The sequence below is a fragment of the Flavobacterium stagni genome, from assembly GCF_004122105.1.
Lineage (GTDB): Bacteria > Bacteroidota > Bacteroidia > Flavobacteriales > Flavobacteriaceae > Flavobacterium > Flavobacterium stagni.
On the sequence record NZ_SBKN01000005.1, the window covers coordinates 69,682 to 83,905 of the forward strand.

Here is a 14,224-nt window from a genome sequence, read left to right on the forward strand (position 1 = left end):
CGCCACCTTCGGGTAGCTGCAAAACGTTAGCGGTCAGCTTAAAAAAACCGTTAAAAAAGAACGACTAAAACACAAAAAACATGAAACCTAAATTTTTCACCTTAATTATTTTGCTATTTACAATCGTTTCATTTGCGCAAAGTCAAAGTAAACAGCTCATTCCTATCCAACAAAAACCAGTTGCAGAAAATACCATTTACCAATTATTTCCAACGCCTAATATTTGGACATATATCAAATTGGACACTCGTAATGGCAAGATGTGGCAAGTTCATTTTAGTGTAAATGCTGATGGGTTTGAGGGTCAAATAGTTTTAAATTCAGTTTCATTAACACCGGAAGTAGATGAAATTAAAGGTAGATTTACCCTTTACAAAACAGAAAACACATATAATTTGATATTGCTTGACCAAATTGACGGACGTGTTTGGCAAGTTCAATGGAATAGTGAAGAAGAAAAGAGATTTATAAGTCGTATTTATTAAATCAATTTCATAATAATAAAAAACGAACCGCTAACAGCTGTTACCCGCAAAAACTGGTTGCTTAGTCAAATTGACATTTTTACTTCACGAAAAAACTCTATTTTTAACTGAAATTATTCGTTTCGCAAACTCTGCAACTATTGCCTAGCCACGGAACGTTTGCGATAATTATAAAATGATAGAACAAATTGGACAGTAAAGCAGAACAATATTATCCGACCTACACTTTTAAACCTGAAAATCGGGACGTAGTTTTATTAGAGTTTGAAGAGGCTCAAAAAATTGCAAACGGTCAGGAAAAAGTTTATGGACAAGTAACAAATATTCTTTTAGCTGTAGTGACCGTCTTAATCCCATTGTTTTTCAAACAAGATAAAGAAAATAGTCAGACTTTAAATCTAATAAAGGAAAACGCTTTATTCTTTTCGGCTATAATATTTCTTTTTGGGGCATTATTGCTTCGCTACTTTGTGGATTTACAAAAAAAAATAACAATCAATGGAAGAAAAGTAGTAACTCTAAGAACTATGCTTGGACTTGACTATGGACACATTCATTTAACACTACCTAATTGGCGTGTAGAAGGAGCAACTAATCCTTATGCAATTAAATACTTTAATGGTTGGTTGATGTTTCAAAGTATGCCATTTTGGGTCTTGACAATTGGTGTTAATGCAATTTGGTGGTTAACTACAACTGATAGACCCGCTTTTCCAATTTTAATTAATGACAAAATTATTTTTAAAATTCCGTGGTTGGTGGGTAACTTAATAATAACTATAGTTTACTTATATGTTTTCAGACGTAACTTAAATGACACTCACGAAACAAGCTTCCTAAATATTGGTAGATTCTTAGCTGATATCATTCGGTTTAAATTAATCGACAACTTCGAATACACAATTTACAGAGCAAAGCTTGAAGTAGTTGAAATGACAAGACTCAAAGTAAATTTTGAAAACCTTAAATCGATACTCATTGATATTGAAGACAAAACTTTTTATTCTAACCAAGGGATATCAATTAAAGCAATTATTAGGGGTATTATTAGCCAATTTAGGTCTTTGAGAAAATCATTTCGCTTACTTGAAAGTGGCGGTTCGACAATTACAATGCAACTTGCAAGAACTTTGTTTATTCCTTCAAATCAAAACAAATATTTACGAAAGTTTTTTGAAATTTGGATTGCACTTTGGTTGCAAAGAAAGTTTACTAAACACGAAATTATTAATTTATATATTGTATCTGTTCGCTATGACTATGGTGTTATGGGACTTTCTAAAGCAATTAAACATTTTTATGGAAATATCAAAAGGAAGGCATTAACTCCAGAAGAATGCTTTGTTCTGGTTGAACGACTATCAAACGTTTCTGGAACTTATAGACAAGAACGGGTTGACTATTTAATTACTAAATCAACTGTATCATTGGACAGTAATAAAATCAATAACATTTATCAGACATTAAAAGAACAAGGTAAAATAAAAAAATAACTATTTCCAACAACCCCACATTCCCCGCTACCGCGCGAATCCTTTCGCGTGGTACTTAAAATAAACTCAACCATCTCCGAAGTCTCCCGCTCCACGAAGTCTCCCGACTTCGTAGCCTCAACAATCCCCACTCCCTTAACCCAAGAAACATCACAAAACCACTTCAGTACAAACACACCTCACCGTGTGGTTTTTTTGTATAGTGTTGTAAGCAACTGCCCTACCCAGACAATCCAAGCGCGTACCGAGCTGCTGAGAGGCTGAGCCCCTGAGCCATCGTTGCGTGAAGAATGGAATGGGATTTCTCCTTACGTCGAAAGGACTTTAAAAGCTGCTGAGAGGCTGAGCTGCTGAGCCCCTGAGCAATCGTTACGTGAAGAATGGAATGGGATTTCTCCTTGCGTCGAAATGACAAGTTTGCGCATAAAATTGTTTTTAGCTAGCTAAAAAAATACCACGTCCTGTTGTCATTTCGACGATAGGAGAAATCCCATAGGACAGGCCCCTTTTTTTCGCTTAGCGAAAAACACTTTTCTTTTTTCCAGTTTCACGAAGTCCCCCCACTTCGCAGCCATGATCATCCCTACTCCTTTGCCCTACCCTTGCCGCAGTGTTGATAACCTGACGCCTACATCATAGCCTATTTTTCCTTCGCCGACCGTCGTCATCGCTTCACTTCCCTGCTTATTGCTTAGGTTGTGTTGGCTTTAAGCCGCGATTGGGTTGTGTTTGGGTGCGTTACCCCACTCAAAAGGTAGGGTGAGGTACGCTTTTTACGTACTGCACCCACTAAAAAGGTACGAAGGGGTACGTAAAGTACGTACTGCCCCTACGCGTTTTGCGTACCTCGGGGAGGGGGGTGCCCCCCGTCGGAGTTCGTGTTTTGCGTACCTGGGGTACGCACCTTACGTACTGGATGTATGCTTTTTGCCGCATTGACGCAGCATTAGGCGTACTCTTTAGGGTACTTTGGTATTGGGGTTCAGGTTAGTCGGAACGGGTAGTGACTGAGTTCCTGAGCTGCTGAGCTGTTGAGCCTTCATAAACAACAACTCTTCCTTAGAATCCAACATTAAACACCACGCAACGACTAGGCTAACTATGTTACTATGTGGTTTAACAAAAAAGCCTATCGAATTTTTAAGCTTACTATGCGTTAACACCATGTTGTAATAAATTTAACCACATAGGGAGATAGCTTGCATAGTTACTGTGGTTTGTCACGTCACGACTTGAAACCTTACCCGAGCGAAGCGCCTTAAAACCCTTAAAATCTTAGCGAACTTTGCGAATACTTTTTCTCTTTGCGGTTATTAAAGCTGCTGAGCCACTAAACCCCTGAGCCATCGTTGCGTGAAGAATGGAATGGGATTTCTCCTTGCGTCGAAATGACAAGATTGTGTTTAAAGCGGCTGAGACACTGAGAAGCTAAGCTTCTGAGCCTTCGTAAACGTCAATTTACCACGAATAACCTGAAACTTTAAACCTGAAACTAAAAACTAAAACCCCGAGAACCACCATCTATGATCGTCCTCGGGATTATAAAAATATACTGTTACTTAAAAAGACTTGTCATTAGCACAGTTACTGCGACTGAGACTGCGACTGCGACTGCGACTGCGACTGAAAACTACAAAAGAAACTAATACCGCAACAGCTCCTCCATCTTCGCCTTCACCTTTTCCGCATTCGGGATCATGGTTTGTTCCAAAGTGCTATTCAACGGGATTGCGGGTAGGTTTTCAGAACCGATGACCATCACAGGCGCATCCAAGTCGCGGAAACATTCCTCTTGAATACGACCCGCCAAGCTGCGTGCAAACGAGTTGTTTACCGGTTCTTCGGTCACCACCAAACATTTCTTGGCTTTGCGAACCGATTTGAATATCGTTTCTTCATCCAACGGGTATAAGGTGCGCAAGTCGACAATTTCCACCTGCGTCGCCATGCCCGCCGAGGCATTCAACGCCCAGTGTACGCCCATACCGTACGTAATCACCGTAAGGGTTTCTTGGGTTTCTTGGGGCCATATTTCTTGCACGACATTCGCTTTTCCAAACGGCAACAGGTAGTCTTCAGACGGTTCGTTTACGCGAGCCATATCCGTACCTTTCACCTTACTCCAGTACAAGCCTTTGTGTTCCAAAATCACCACTGGATTCGGGTCGTAATAGGCCGCTTTTAGCAAGCCTTTCAGGTCGGCACCATTACTCGGATAGGCAATCTTAATCCCGCGAATATTGGTCAACACACTCTCCACCGACGACGAGTGATAAGGGCCGCCGCTGCCATACGCGCCAATTGGTACGCGCAAGATCATACTCACGGGCCATTTTCCGTTGGTTAAGTAATTGGAACGACTCACCTCGGTAAACAATTGGTTCAAGCCCGGCCAAATGTAATCGGCAAACTGTACCTCAACGATGGGTTTTAAACCAACGGCCGACATCCCTACCGTAGACCCTACGATAAAGGCTTCTTGAATGGGAGTATTGAACACGCGGTTGTCGCCAAACTTCTGGGCCAAGGTGGCTGCCTCACGGAAAACCCCGCCCAAGCGTCCGCCTACGTCTTGACCGTACAGCAAACATTCGGGATGTTTCTTCATGAGTTCTTCGACCGCAAATAAGGCGCAATCAACCATCACGACTTTATCTTCGCGTTGGGGGGAGCGCTCCCCGACTTCTTCCGTAACGGGTGTTGGAGCAAAATCATGGGTAAATAAATCTTCAGGACGCGGATCTTCTGCGGCTATCGCCTTTTCATAATCCGCTTCCACTTGTTGCAGCACGGTGGCTTCGATCGCTTGTAAATCGCTTGCTGTAAATCCCGCATCTAGCATTTGCTGCCACAAAACGGGATACGGATCGCGCGAACGGGCTTCGTCCAAGTCGTCACGGTACCATTCCATCCGCACACCCGAAGTGTGGTGGTTGAGCAACGGTACTTTGGCATGTACCAAAAACGGACGGCGTTCGGCACGTATCGTCTGGATAACCTGTTCCAGTGCGGTATAACTTTCTATAAAATTGGCCCCATCAATACTAATGGCTTCCAAACCATGGAATCCTTTGGCATACTCAAAGGCATTTTGGGCACGGGTTTCTTTGGCATTCGCCGAAATATCCCAGCCGTTATCTTGTACCAAATACAGGATCGGTAATTGCTTCAAGGCCGCCATTTGAAACGCTTCCGCAATTTCACCCTCGGTAACCGAGGCATCGCCGAGCGAACAAACTACTAAAGGCAGATCACCCGCCTCTTGCGGTATGCCCATACTTTCTTTGTACCAAAATCCCATGGCAGCCCCCGTAGCGGGAATGGCTTGCATCCCTGTCGCAGACGATTGGTGCGGAATCTTGGGTTTGTCGGCATCGCGCAAACTCGGGTGGCAATAGTAGGTGCGCCCCCCCGAAAACGGATCGTCACGCTTGGCCAACAATTGCAACATCAAATCATAGGGCTGCATCCCGATTCCCAACAACATGGCGTCGTCACGGTAATAGGGAAACGCATAATCTTGGGGGCCCAATTGCATGGCTACCGCAATCTGTATTGCTTCATGACCACGCGAAGTGGCGTGAACGTATTTGGAAACGGTTTTAAAATTCGCTTCGTACCATTCGGCCATGGTTTTGGCTGTCACTAAGGTCGTAAACGCTTTTTCAAGTATTTTTTTATCTAACATATCCATGGGGTGCGTCAAGCGCAAATTATTGAGCGGGCACAATCCATCCAAACGGATCGGCTTCTTGTTGTACTTTCATCGCATTCAAGGTATCGTTGACCATGTGCGAAACGGGATTGGCTTCAGGCAAGGTCAACGTGAAATCGTTATTGCCAATGGCTTCCACCATCGCGATGCCTACTGCTGTTCCGGTTCCGAAGGCTTCTTCGAGGAGTCCGTCTGCATGGGCCGCTTTGATTTCATCCATGGTAATCGGACGCTCGGTCACTTCATACCCTTTGTGACGCAACAAGTCGATGACACTCATGCGGGTAATTCCGTTGAGAATAGAACCGCTCAAACTCGGTGTAATGAATTTGCCATCTACTTTAAAGAAAATGTTCATGGTCCCCACTTCTTGGATATAATTGAAATCGTGGGCATCCAACCATAACACTTGGTCGTAACCTTGGGCTTTGGCATATTCGGTGGGACGAATGGCTGCAGCGTAGTTCCCCGCGGCTTTCGCTTCACCAGTTCCTCCATTTACGGCACGCACGTACTTTTTCTCCGCGTATAATTTGATTTTACGACTGAAAAAAGGGCCGGCCGGCGAAGCCATGATGATAAATTTATACGAAGTCGCCGCACGCATTCCGATAAACGCCTCATCGGCATACATAAACGGACGCAAGTACAATGCACTTCCTTCTTGGGTTGGAATCCATTCTTTTTCAAGGGCTACAAATTGCTTCAAAGCCTCCACGAACAAGTCCTCTGGAAATGCGGGCATGCCCATACGATCAGCACTGTGGTTTAAGCGCTTGGCATTTTCTTCAGGGCGAAACAACAAGGGCGTTCCGTCTTGTCCAAGGGTGGCTTTCATCCCTTCAAAAATCGCCTGACCGTAATGCAACGCCATGGCGGCAGGGTGCGTCGGAATCAAAGCGAGGGGTTCGATACGCGGGTTGTGCCACGCGCCATTTTCATAGTCACAGATAAACATGTGGTCGCTAAATCGCGTTCCCATTACAATGTTGTGAAAATCCACGCCGGCCGCTTGCGACTGCGCTACTTTCGTAATTTTTATTTCTTGCGTCATTGGTATCATTCTTTATTTAGTAGGTTGTATTGGTATCAAATTGTTCGAGGTAATCGCCCACCTTGCGCAGGAACGAGCCGCCGAGGAAGCCATCCACGACGCGGTGGTCAAACGATAATGAAAGGAACATCATACTGCGAATGGCAATCTCATCCCCTTTTGCGGTGGTAATCACCTCGGGACGTTTTTTGATAATGCCAAAGGCTAAAATGGCCACTTCGGGTTGGTTGATAATGGGTGTTCCCATCAAACTTCCAAACGTACCCACATTGGAAATAGTGAAGGTACTGCCTTGAATTTGTTCGGGTTTTAAGGTATTGGTGCGCGCACTGTCGGCCAATTGATTTACATCAGAAGCTAAAGCGGCTAAATCTTTGGTGTCGGCGTTACGCACTACGGGTACAATTAAATTCCCCGTAGGCAATGCGGTTGCCATTCCGATATTGATGTCTTTACGAACGTAGATTTTGGTATCTTCTACGGCGACATTAATCAAAGGATACGCCTGAATTGCTTTGGCAACAGCCTCCACAAAAAGCGGCGTGAAGGTAAGCTTCTGTCCCGTTTTGGCTTGAAAGGCCTCTTTGTGGTTATTGCGCCACGTCACGAGATCGGTCACATCCACTTCGAGATAGGACGTAACGTGGGGTGAAGTTTGTTTTGAATACACCATATGATCGGCAATCATCTTGCGCATACGGTCCATTTCGATGATATAATCTTTCCCTTCGGTATAATTGATTTTCGGTTTGGGATAGGAAGATGTGGGTGGACTTTGAACCACGGGTTTGCTTTGCACCGGGTATTTGCGGTTTTTCAAATACTGGTACACATCGCTTTTTTGCAAACGACCGTCAGCTCCTGAACCCGGAATCAACTGCAATTCTTCTATCGATAAGTTTTCTTTTTGTGCGATGCTAATGATAAGCGGCGACAAAAAGGTAGTGCCTCCCTGACGCAATTGCGCCACGGATGAAGGTGTGGCGGAGGCATAGGGCGAAATCGGTTCTGCAACTTGTGACTGCGACCTGCCTTGATCGGCAGGCAGTCCCGAAGTCTCGGGAGTGACTGAAGACTGCGACTGAGCTTGCTCACCCGACGCTTCAATCAATGCCATCACGGTTCCAACAGGTACCACATCGTTTTTTTGGAAACGAATTTCTTTAATAATTCCCGAAACGGGTGATGGCACCTCGCTGTCTACTTTGTCGGTGGCGACTTCCAAAAGGGTCTCTTCGGCCGCGATATAGTCCCCGACATTTTTCAACCAACTGATGACTGTCGCTTCAGCAATACTCTCCCCCAATTTGGGCATTCTAAATTCAACCATTTTTTTAGTTTCAGGTTTCAGGTTTCAGGTTTAAAGTTACACCCGACTGAGGGAATAAACTTTAAAAACGAAAACCGACTATTTATTTCTTTTTAAAATCGTTTAATGTTGCATAAAACGCTTCTTGTGTGGGTCGGTCTTTGGGGATTTCCCGTAAAGGTTCGACCACTTGCAGCGTTTCATAACATTCTTGGGGCAATTGTTGGTACAATTGGGTCCCTTTGGTTTTCCAGGCAATCATCTCGTCGGAAACGTCTTTAATGATTTCGGCGGGATTGCCCACAACCATTTTTCGGTTGGGAATTTGCATTCCGGCTTTGACAAACGCCAACGCGCCAATAATGCATTCGTCACCGACATTCACATCATCCATCAACACGGCATTCATTCCGATGAGGCAGTTTGCCCCAATATTCGCACCATGAATAATCGCGCCATGGCCGATATGAGCCCCGGCTTTTAAAACCATCGTCTTCCCTGGAAACATGTGTAGCGTACAGTTTTCTTGCACGTTACATCCGTCTTCGATGATGATTTCGCCCCAATCCCCACGGATGGCAGCACCGGGTCCGACATACACGTTTTTCCCAATAATCACATTCCCCGTGACCGAAGCCTGCGGGTGGATAAAGCTACTCTCGTGAATGACCGGAATGAATCCTTTGAATGCGTAAATCATTTTTTAGTGATTAGTGATTAGTGATTGGTGATTAGTGATTGGTGACTTGTGAACAAAATAACTTCTTTTTAAAATGCTAGTCACTAGTTACTAGTCACTAATTACTCTTACTTAAACTTTTCCAGTTTTTGTTTCGTGAAATCACTCAGTACCAAACGGCCGCTGATGGCTGCGCGTTCGGCGAGTAAGGTATCCCAATCGTCGGTGCCGCGCCAGAAGACTTTCTTCATTTCGAGCATGGCTTCGGGATTGTAGGTGCACAGGTGTTGTGCGAAAGCCCAAACCGCAGCATCCAATTCTTCTAACGTAGGGAATACTTGTGCAAACAATCCTTTCTCACGAGCCCAAGACGCTTCATAAAACGTATTGGCATCAATGGCAATTTGCGAGGTAGCGGAAACCCCCATTTTACGTTCAATGGCGGGCGACACCACAAAGGGTCCGATCCCTACATTGAGTTCGCTCAACTTAATTGCGGCAAACTGGGTCGCCATACAATAGTCGGTTGCCGCAGCAATACCCACGCCACCGCCTACGGTTTTCCCTTGTATCCGTCCGATGATGAACTTCGGACATTTGCGCATGGCATTGATCACGTTGGCAAAGCCAGAGAAAAAGACTTTTCCTGTAGCGGCATCGTTGATGGCGATGAGTTCTTTGAAACTTGCCCCCGCACAAAACGTACGGTCGCCGCCGCTTTGCAGGATGATAACTTTAACGTCGTCGCGTTGTCCTACTTCGGTTATCGTTTGTGCCAATTCAGCTAAAACGGCACCTGGCAGGGAATTTTGCTCCGGATGAAAAAACTCAATCGTCGCGATATTTTCTTGTATGTGGTGTTTTACGTAAGGTTCCATTTTTTTTTGTGATTAGTGATTAGTGACTAGTGATTAGTGACTAACATCTTGTTTCTTGTTTCTTTCCTCTTGCTTCTTACTTCGCTTAAGCCCTAGCCCCGATAGAGCCGATATCCTCGCAGCGGAGCGGAGAGATAAAGGCGAAAGCGGGAAATAGCTCCTCATTCTTACAGTACATCAAACTGTTCAAAATGGTGGTTCAAATGTTTGCGTTCGAGCAAATAACTCTCGTAGCGGTTCATATGACCAAAGACCATATTCTTCATCACGGCTTCGGGGTTTTGCTTGAAGAAGCTTACATAGGCCTCGCGTGCTTCCCAGAATTTGGCTTTGGCGGTAGCGAGATCCGCGTGGATCAAGTCTTCCAACTCCCCTTTCTTCATCGTTGGGAACGAAGTTCCTTTCGGGAAGGGTTCGTAATTGTATAACGAATGGTGGACTTTATCCAAAATCTTCTCGGGGGTGGCAATCTCGAAATCTTGCTTTTCGCCCGACATGATGCGGTAGCCTTCTTCTAAATGTTCGATCAAATGTTGCGCGGTGAGTATCCCCCATTTCGGTTGAGACGTTTCCGTTAATTTGTCCAAACAGGCTTGGATTTTCTCGGTAGTCATTTCCACAAAAACAGTTTGTTTTTTCTGCACCATGGTGAGAATCGTGGCCACAGCTACCAATTCGTCTTCGCTGTCAAAAACTTCGACAAACCATTTCACAATACCGCTTGGATGTTCGGCCGAAGCTACATCACGCTCGATTTTTTGTTTGCATGTCAAGCGCACATACACCGTATCGTTATGGTACAACGGACGTAAGAAACGGCATTCTTCCAACCCGTAGTTGGCAGCTACCGGTCCCTTGTTGGGGTACACGAATAACCCAGCAGCAGCCGAAAGAATGAAATACCCGTGGGCGGTACGTTTTTCAAAAATACTGCCGTCCAAGGAGGTGATATCGGTATGGGCATAGAAATGATCCCACGTCAGGTTTGCAAAATTGATGATATCGGTATCGGTGATGGTTCGCTTGTGTGTTTTCAACGACATTCCGGGTTGGATATCTTCCCAATGGTACTGGAACGGATGTTGGTCCACTTCCTTGTATTTCGCATTGGCTTGGTAGATACCCGTGATTTCGGTTAAGGTAGTGGGCGAACCCTGAATCGCGCAGCGTTGCATATAGTGTTTGATACCGCGCACTCCGCCCATTTCTTCACCGCCACCAGCGCGTCCGGGACCGCCATGAACGAGTAATGGGAGTGGCGAACCGTGACCGGTGCTTTGTTTGGCGTTTTCGCGGTTAAGTACGAGAATACGGCCGTGGTGTGATGCTGCGTTGACCACATAGTCTTTAGCGATGTCATCGGAGTTGGTAACAATCGATGATACCAACGAACCTTTCCCCATTTGGGCCAATTCGATGGCTTCGTCGAGGTTTTTATACGGCATGAGGGTCGACACAGGACCAAACGCTTCGATTTCGTGCACAGCAGTATGTTCGAAAGGTCGGTCTTGACGCAACACTACAGGCGCGACAAACGCCCCTTGGGTATCGGCACCAACTAAGGATACCGCATCCCAATCGCCACCGTATACGATCTGACTGTGTTGGGCGAGTTCGTTCACGCGCCCTTTCAACACGTCGACTTGGTGTTTGCTTACCAAAGCACCCATGCGAACTTCTTTGAGGCGTGGGTCGCCAATGGTTACTTTATCTAAGGATTTTGCCAAGGCGCTTTGCACGTCGTCCATCAAATTTTCGGGGACAATCATACGGCGAATGGCGGTACATTTCTGTCCGGCCTTCACGGTGATTTCGCTACGCGCTTGGTTGATGAATAAATCAAATTCGGGGGTTCCCGGTACGGCATCAGCGCCTAAAATAGAGGCGTTGAGCGAGTCGGCTTCCATAGTAAACGGAACCGCTTCTTGGATGATGCGCGGATGGGCTTTCAATTTACGTCCGGTGGCTGCCGAACCCGTGAAGGTAATCACGTCCTGACTTTCTACCGTATCAAAAATGTTGGTCACGGTACCGCAAATCAGTTGCAACGCCCCTTCCGGAAGAATATTAGATGCGATGATTTCGCGCACCACTGCTTCGGTTAAATACGACGTCGACGGCGCAGGTAACACCACGGCTGGCATACCCGCCATCCAGTTGACCGCACATTTCTCCAGCATTCCCCAAATTGGGAAGTTAAAGGCATTGATGTGAATGGCAACCCCTTTTTTGGGTACCATGATGTGGTGCGCCATAAAGCGACCACCACGTGACAAGTCGATGGGATCCCCTTCAACGTGATAAGGTTGGTTGGGAAATAATTTGCGCAACGATGCATTGGCAAACAGGTTCCCGAAGCCCCCTTCAATATCGATCCAGCTATCCACGCGGGTAGCGCCCGTGCGGTAACTCAGGTCATAAAATTGTTCTTTGCGTTTGTTCAGGTAGAGCGCCAAACTTTTGAGTCGATTCCCGCGCTCCTGAAAAGTCATTTTGCGGAGTTGCTCACCGCCTTTGGTGCGACCGTAATGCAGAATGGCTGGGATGTCCAATCCTTCTACAGAAGTCTCCGCGATGAATTCGCCGGTAACCGCATCGTAAGTGGGTGTTCCCGACCCTTTGGCGGTGGTCCACTGACCCAAAACGTAATGTTGAATTGTATTCATATACTTTCTTTTGACGTTTGACGTCGTTTGATTTTTATTTTTTTGGAGCAGGACGTTTAGTGTTCTTTACTCGCATTGTCCCGCTATCCGCTATATCCCTCCACTGCGTTCCGGGGATGCCGCTCCTATCGGGGCTAAACCGTCACGCCCGATTTCTTTACGCGCGTTCGATGATGACTGCATAACCTTGGCCCACACCAATACACATGGTAATCAAAGCGTATTGTTTACCCGTTTGCTGCAATTCCAAAGCCGCAGAGTAGGCAATGCGCGCACCTGTTACACCCAGTGGGTGACCGATGGCGATAGCTCCTCCGTTCGGGTTGATGCGCGGATCGTTATCGGCTAACCCTAGGGCACGAATACACGCGATGCTTTGCGCAGCGAACGCTTCGTTTAATTCGATCACATCCATTTGCTCAAGCGTTAAACCCGCTTTCGCTAAAGCTTGCTTGCTCGCCTCTACAGGTCCGATTCCCATGATGCGGGGTTCGACCCCGACTACTGCCGAACTGACGATTCGGGCTAAGGGTTTCAAGCCATATTCGGCTACGGCTTCACTTGAAGCGACAATTAAGGCTGCGGCTCCGTCGTTTAATCCCGAAGCATTTCCGGCGGTAACGCTACCGTCTTTACGGAAAGCGGGACGGAGTTTGGCCAATCCTTCCATAGAGGAATTGGGTTTGATAAACTCGTCTTTTTCAAAAACGATGGGATCGCCTTTGCGTTGAGGAATCGTTACAGGAGCGATTTCTTGCGCCAAGCGGCCGCTTTGTTGGGCAGCGGTTGCTTTTTGCTGACTGTGCAAGGCAAAGGCATCTTGGTCGGCACGGGAAATTTGGTATTGATCCACTAAGTTTTCAGCGGTTTCCCCCATGGCATCGGTGCCGTACATTTCGTGCATTTTGGGATTGACGAAACGCCATCCAAAACTAGAATCGTACATTTTGCTATCGGTTCCATAAGCGGCTGAAGGTTTGGACACCACGAGTGGTCCGCGGGTCATGTTTTCAACACCGCCTGCAATAAATACCTTCCCGTCGCCGGCTTGAATGGCGCGGTGGGCATGAATCACAGCCGATAATCCGGAGCTGCACAAACGGTTCACGGTTTCTCCCGGAACGGTATAGGGCAAGCCCGCTAAAAGAATTGCCATACGCGCCACGTTGCGGTTGTCTTCACCGGCTTGGTTGGCACAGCCTAAAATAACATCGGCATAGGCGTCTGTGGGGATTTGTGCATTGCGTTCTACCAAGGCTTTGATGACGTGAGCCGCCAAATCGTCTGGGCGCACAGCAGCAAGCGTTCCTTGGTAATTTCCGATGGGCGTTCGAAGGCCGTCGATGATGTAAGATTCCATATTTATTTGTTCATGGATTGCACAAGGCAATCGATTTTTATTGTTTCACTTTATTGAGCAGGAGCCCCTAGCCCCGACCTACCTTCGGCAGGCAGGTTTCGCAGGAAATAGCTCCTAAAAACTACCATTCGCGTTCACTACGGAAAACCGTTCCTTTGAACAGCGCGACGGTGGTTTCGTTTTTGGTTATGGCTACGGCATAGAATCCGAATCGGTTTTTGAGGGCTTCCTCGGTGGCGGTGGCGGTAATCACATCCCCGACTTTGAGGGTTTCCACATGGTTGATGGACGTATCGATACTCACCGATTGGCGTCCGTGGGAGTTGGCGGCAAACGCTAGAGCGCTATCAGCCAACGCATAAGTGATACCTCCGTGTGCGATGCCAAATCCGTTGAGCATTTCTGCACGAACGGTGAGTGACAAGGTACAGGTTCCGTGGTCAATGTGTACCAATTCGATCCCTAGCCATTGGCTAAAGGCGTCGTTGGAGAGCATGGTATGGACGATTTCGGAAGGCGTCATTAGAGTTATGAATTATGAGTTATGAATTATGAGTTATGAATTATGAGTTATGAATTATGAGT

General features: G+C 46.3%; 10 protein-coding genes. 2 read left to right on the top strand and 8 right to left on the bottom strand.

What is annotated here, in order from left to right; genetic code table 11:
• The first annotated feature begins 80 nt into the window (after positions 1–80).
• Positions 81–485 (top strand): hypothetical protein, encoded by a 405-nt coding sequence (locus tag EQG61_RS09095; protein WP_129461608.1) that lies wholly within the window; start codon positions 81–83, stop codon positions 483–485.
• A 188-nt stretch (positions 486–673) separates the two neighbouring features.
• Complete coding sequence (locus EQG61_RS09100) at positions 674–1,978, top strand: biosynthetic peptidoglycan transglycosylase (protein WP_129461609.1); 1,305 nt, start codon at positions 674–676, stop codon at positions 1,976–1,978.
• Positions 1,979–3,620: 1,642 nt separating this feature from the next.
• Here the strand turns inward: EQG61_RS09100 and EQG61_RS09105 are convergent.
• The 8 genes from EQG61_RS09105 to EQG61_RS09140 all read right to left on the bottom strand — a co-directional run bounded on the left by EQG61_RS09105 (position 3,621) and on the right by EQG61_RS09140 (position 14,162).
• A complete protein-coding gene (locus EQG61_RS09105; protein WP_394345563.1) occupies positions 3,621–5,666 on the bottom strand; it encodes an alpha-ketoacid dehydrogenase subunit alpha/beta in 2,046 nt (681 codons plus the stop codon).
• 25 nt (positions 5,667–5,691) lie between these two features.
• Positions 5,692–6,747, bottom strand: coding sequence for a branched-chain amino acid aminotransferase (locus EQG61_RS09110; protein ID WP_129461610.1), 1,056 nt, complete (start codon positions 6,745–6,747; stop codon positions 5,692–5,694).
• A gap of 16 nt (positions 6,748–6,763) precedes the next feature.
• Positions 6,764–8,077, bottom strand: a complete 1,314-nt coding sequence (locus EQG61_RS09115; protein ID WP_235829049.1) for a dihydrolipoamide acetyltransferase family protein — start codon at positions 8,075–8,077, stop codon at positions 6,764–6,766.
• 82 nt (positions 8,078–8,159) lie between these two features.
• Positions 8,160–8,756, bottom strand: a complete 597-nt coding sequence (locus tag EQG61_RS09120; protein ID WP_073364173.1) for an acyltransferase — start codon at positions 8,754–8,756, stop codon at positions 8,160–8,162.
• A gap of 107 nt (positions 8,757–8,863) precedes the next feature.
• Positions 8,864–9,613, bottom strand: coding sequence for an enoyl-CoA hydratase/isomerase family protein (locus EQG61_RS09125; protein ID WP_129461611.1), 750 nt, complete (start codon positions 9,611–9,613; stop codon positions 8,864–8,866).
• Positions 9,614–9,780: 167 nt separating this feature from the next.
• Entirely contained in the window at positions 9,781–12,279 is a 2,499-nt protein-coding gene (gene paaZ, locus EQG61_RS09130; RefSeq protein ID WP_129461612.1) for a phenylacetic acid degradation bifunctional protein PaaZ, read from the bottom strand.
• Between the two features lie 157 nt (positions 12,280–12,436).
• A complete protein-coding gene (pcaF, locus tag EQG61_RS09135; protein WP_129461613.1) occupies positions 12,437–13,639 on the bottom strand; it encodes a 3-oxoadipyl-CoA thiolase in 1,203 nt (400 codons plus the stop codon).
• 121 nt (positions 13,640–13,760) lie between these two features.
• Positions 13,761–14,162 (bottom strand): hotdog fold thioesterase, encoded by a 402-nt coding sequence (locus tag EQG61_RS09140; RefSeq protein ID WP_129461614.1) that lies wholly within the window; start codon positions 14,160–14,162, stop codon positions 13,761–13,763.
• Positions 14,163–14,224 lie beyond the last annotated feature (62 nt).

Excerpts from the sequence above, each read along its gene's own strand:
- EQG61_RS09095 (WP_129461608.1), top strand. The coding sequence starts at position 81 with ATGAAACCTAAATTTTTCACCTTAATTATTTTGCTATTTACAATCGTT.
- EQG61_RS09105 (WP_394345563.1), bottom strand. The coding sequence starts at position 5,666 with ATGTTAGATAAAAAAATACTTGAAAAAGCGTTTACGACCTTAGTGACA.
- EQG61_RS09110 (WP_129461610.1), bottom strand. The coding sequence starts at position 6,747 with ATGACGCAAGAAATAAAAATTACGAAAGTAGCGCAGTCGCAAGCGGCC.
- EQG61_RS09115 (WP_235829049.1), bottom strand. The coding sequence starts at position 8,077 with ATGGTTGAATTTAGAATGCCCAAATTGGGGGAGAGTATTGCTGAAGCG.
- EQG61_RS09120 (WP_073364173.1), bottom strand. The coding sequence starts at position 8,756 with ATGATTTACGCATTCAAAGGATTCATTCCGGTCATTCACGAGAGTAGC.
- EQG61_RS09125 (WP_129461611.1), bottom strand. The coding sequence starts at position 9,613 with ATGGAACCTTACGTAAAACACCACATACAAGAAAATATCGCGACGATT.
- paaZ (WP_129461612.1), bottom strand. The coding sequence starts at position 12,279 with ATGAATACAATTCAACATTACGTTTTGGGTCAGTGGACCACCGCCAAA.
- pcaF (WP_129461613.1), bottom strand. The coding sequence starts at position 13,639 with ATGGAATCTTACATCATCGACGGCCTTCGAACGCCCATCGGAAATTAC.
- EQG61_RS09140 (WP_129461614.1), bottom strand. The coding sequence starts at position 14,162 with ATGACGCCTTCCGAAATCGTCCATACCATGCTCTCCAACGACGCCTTT.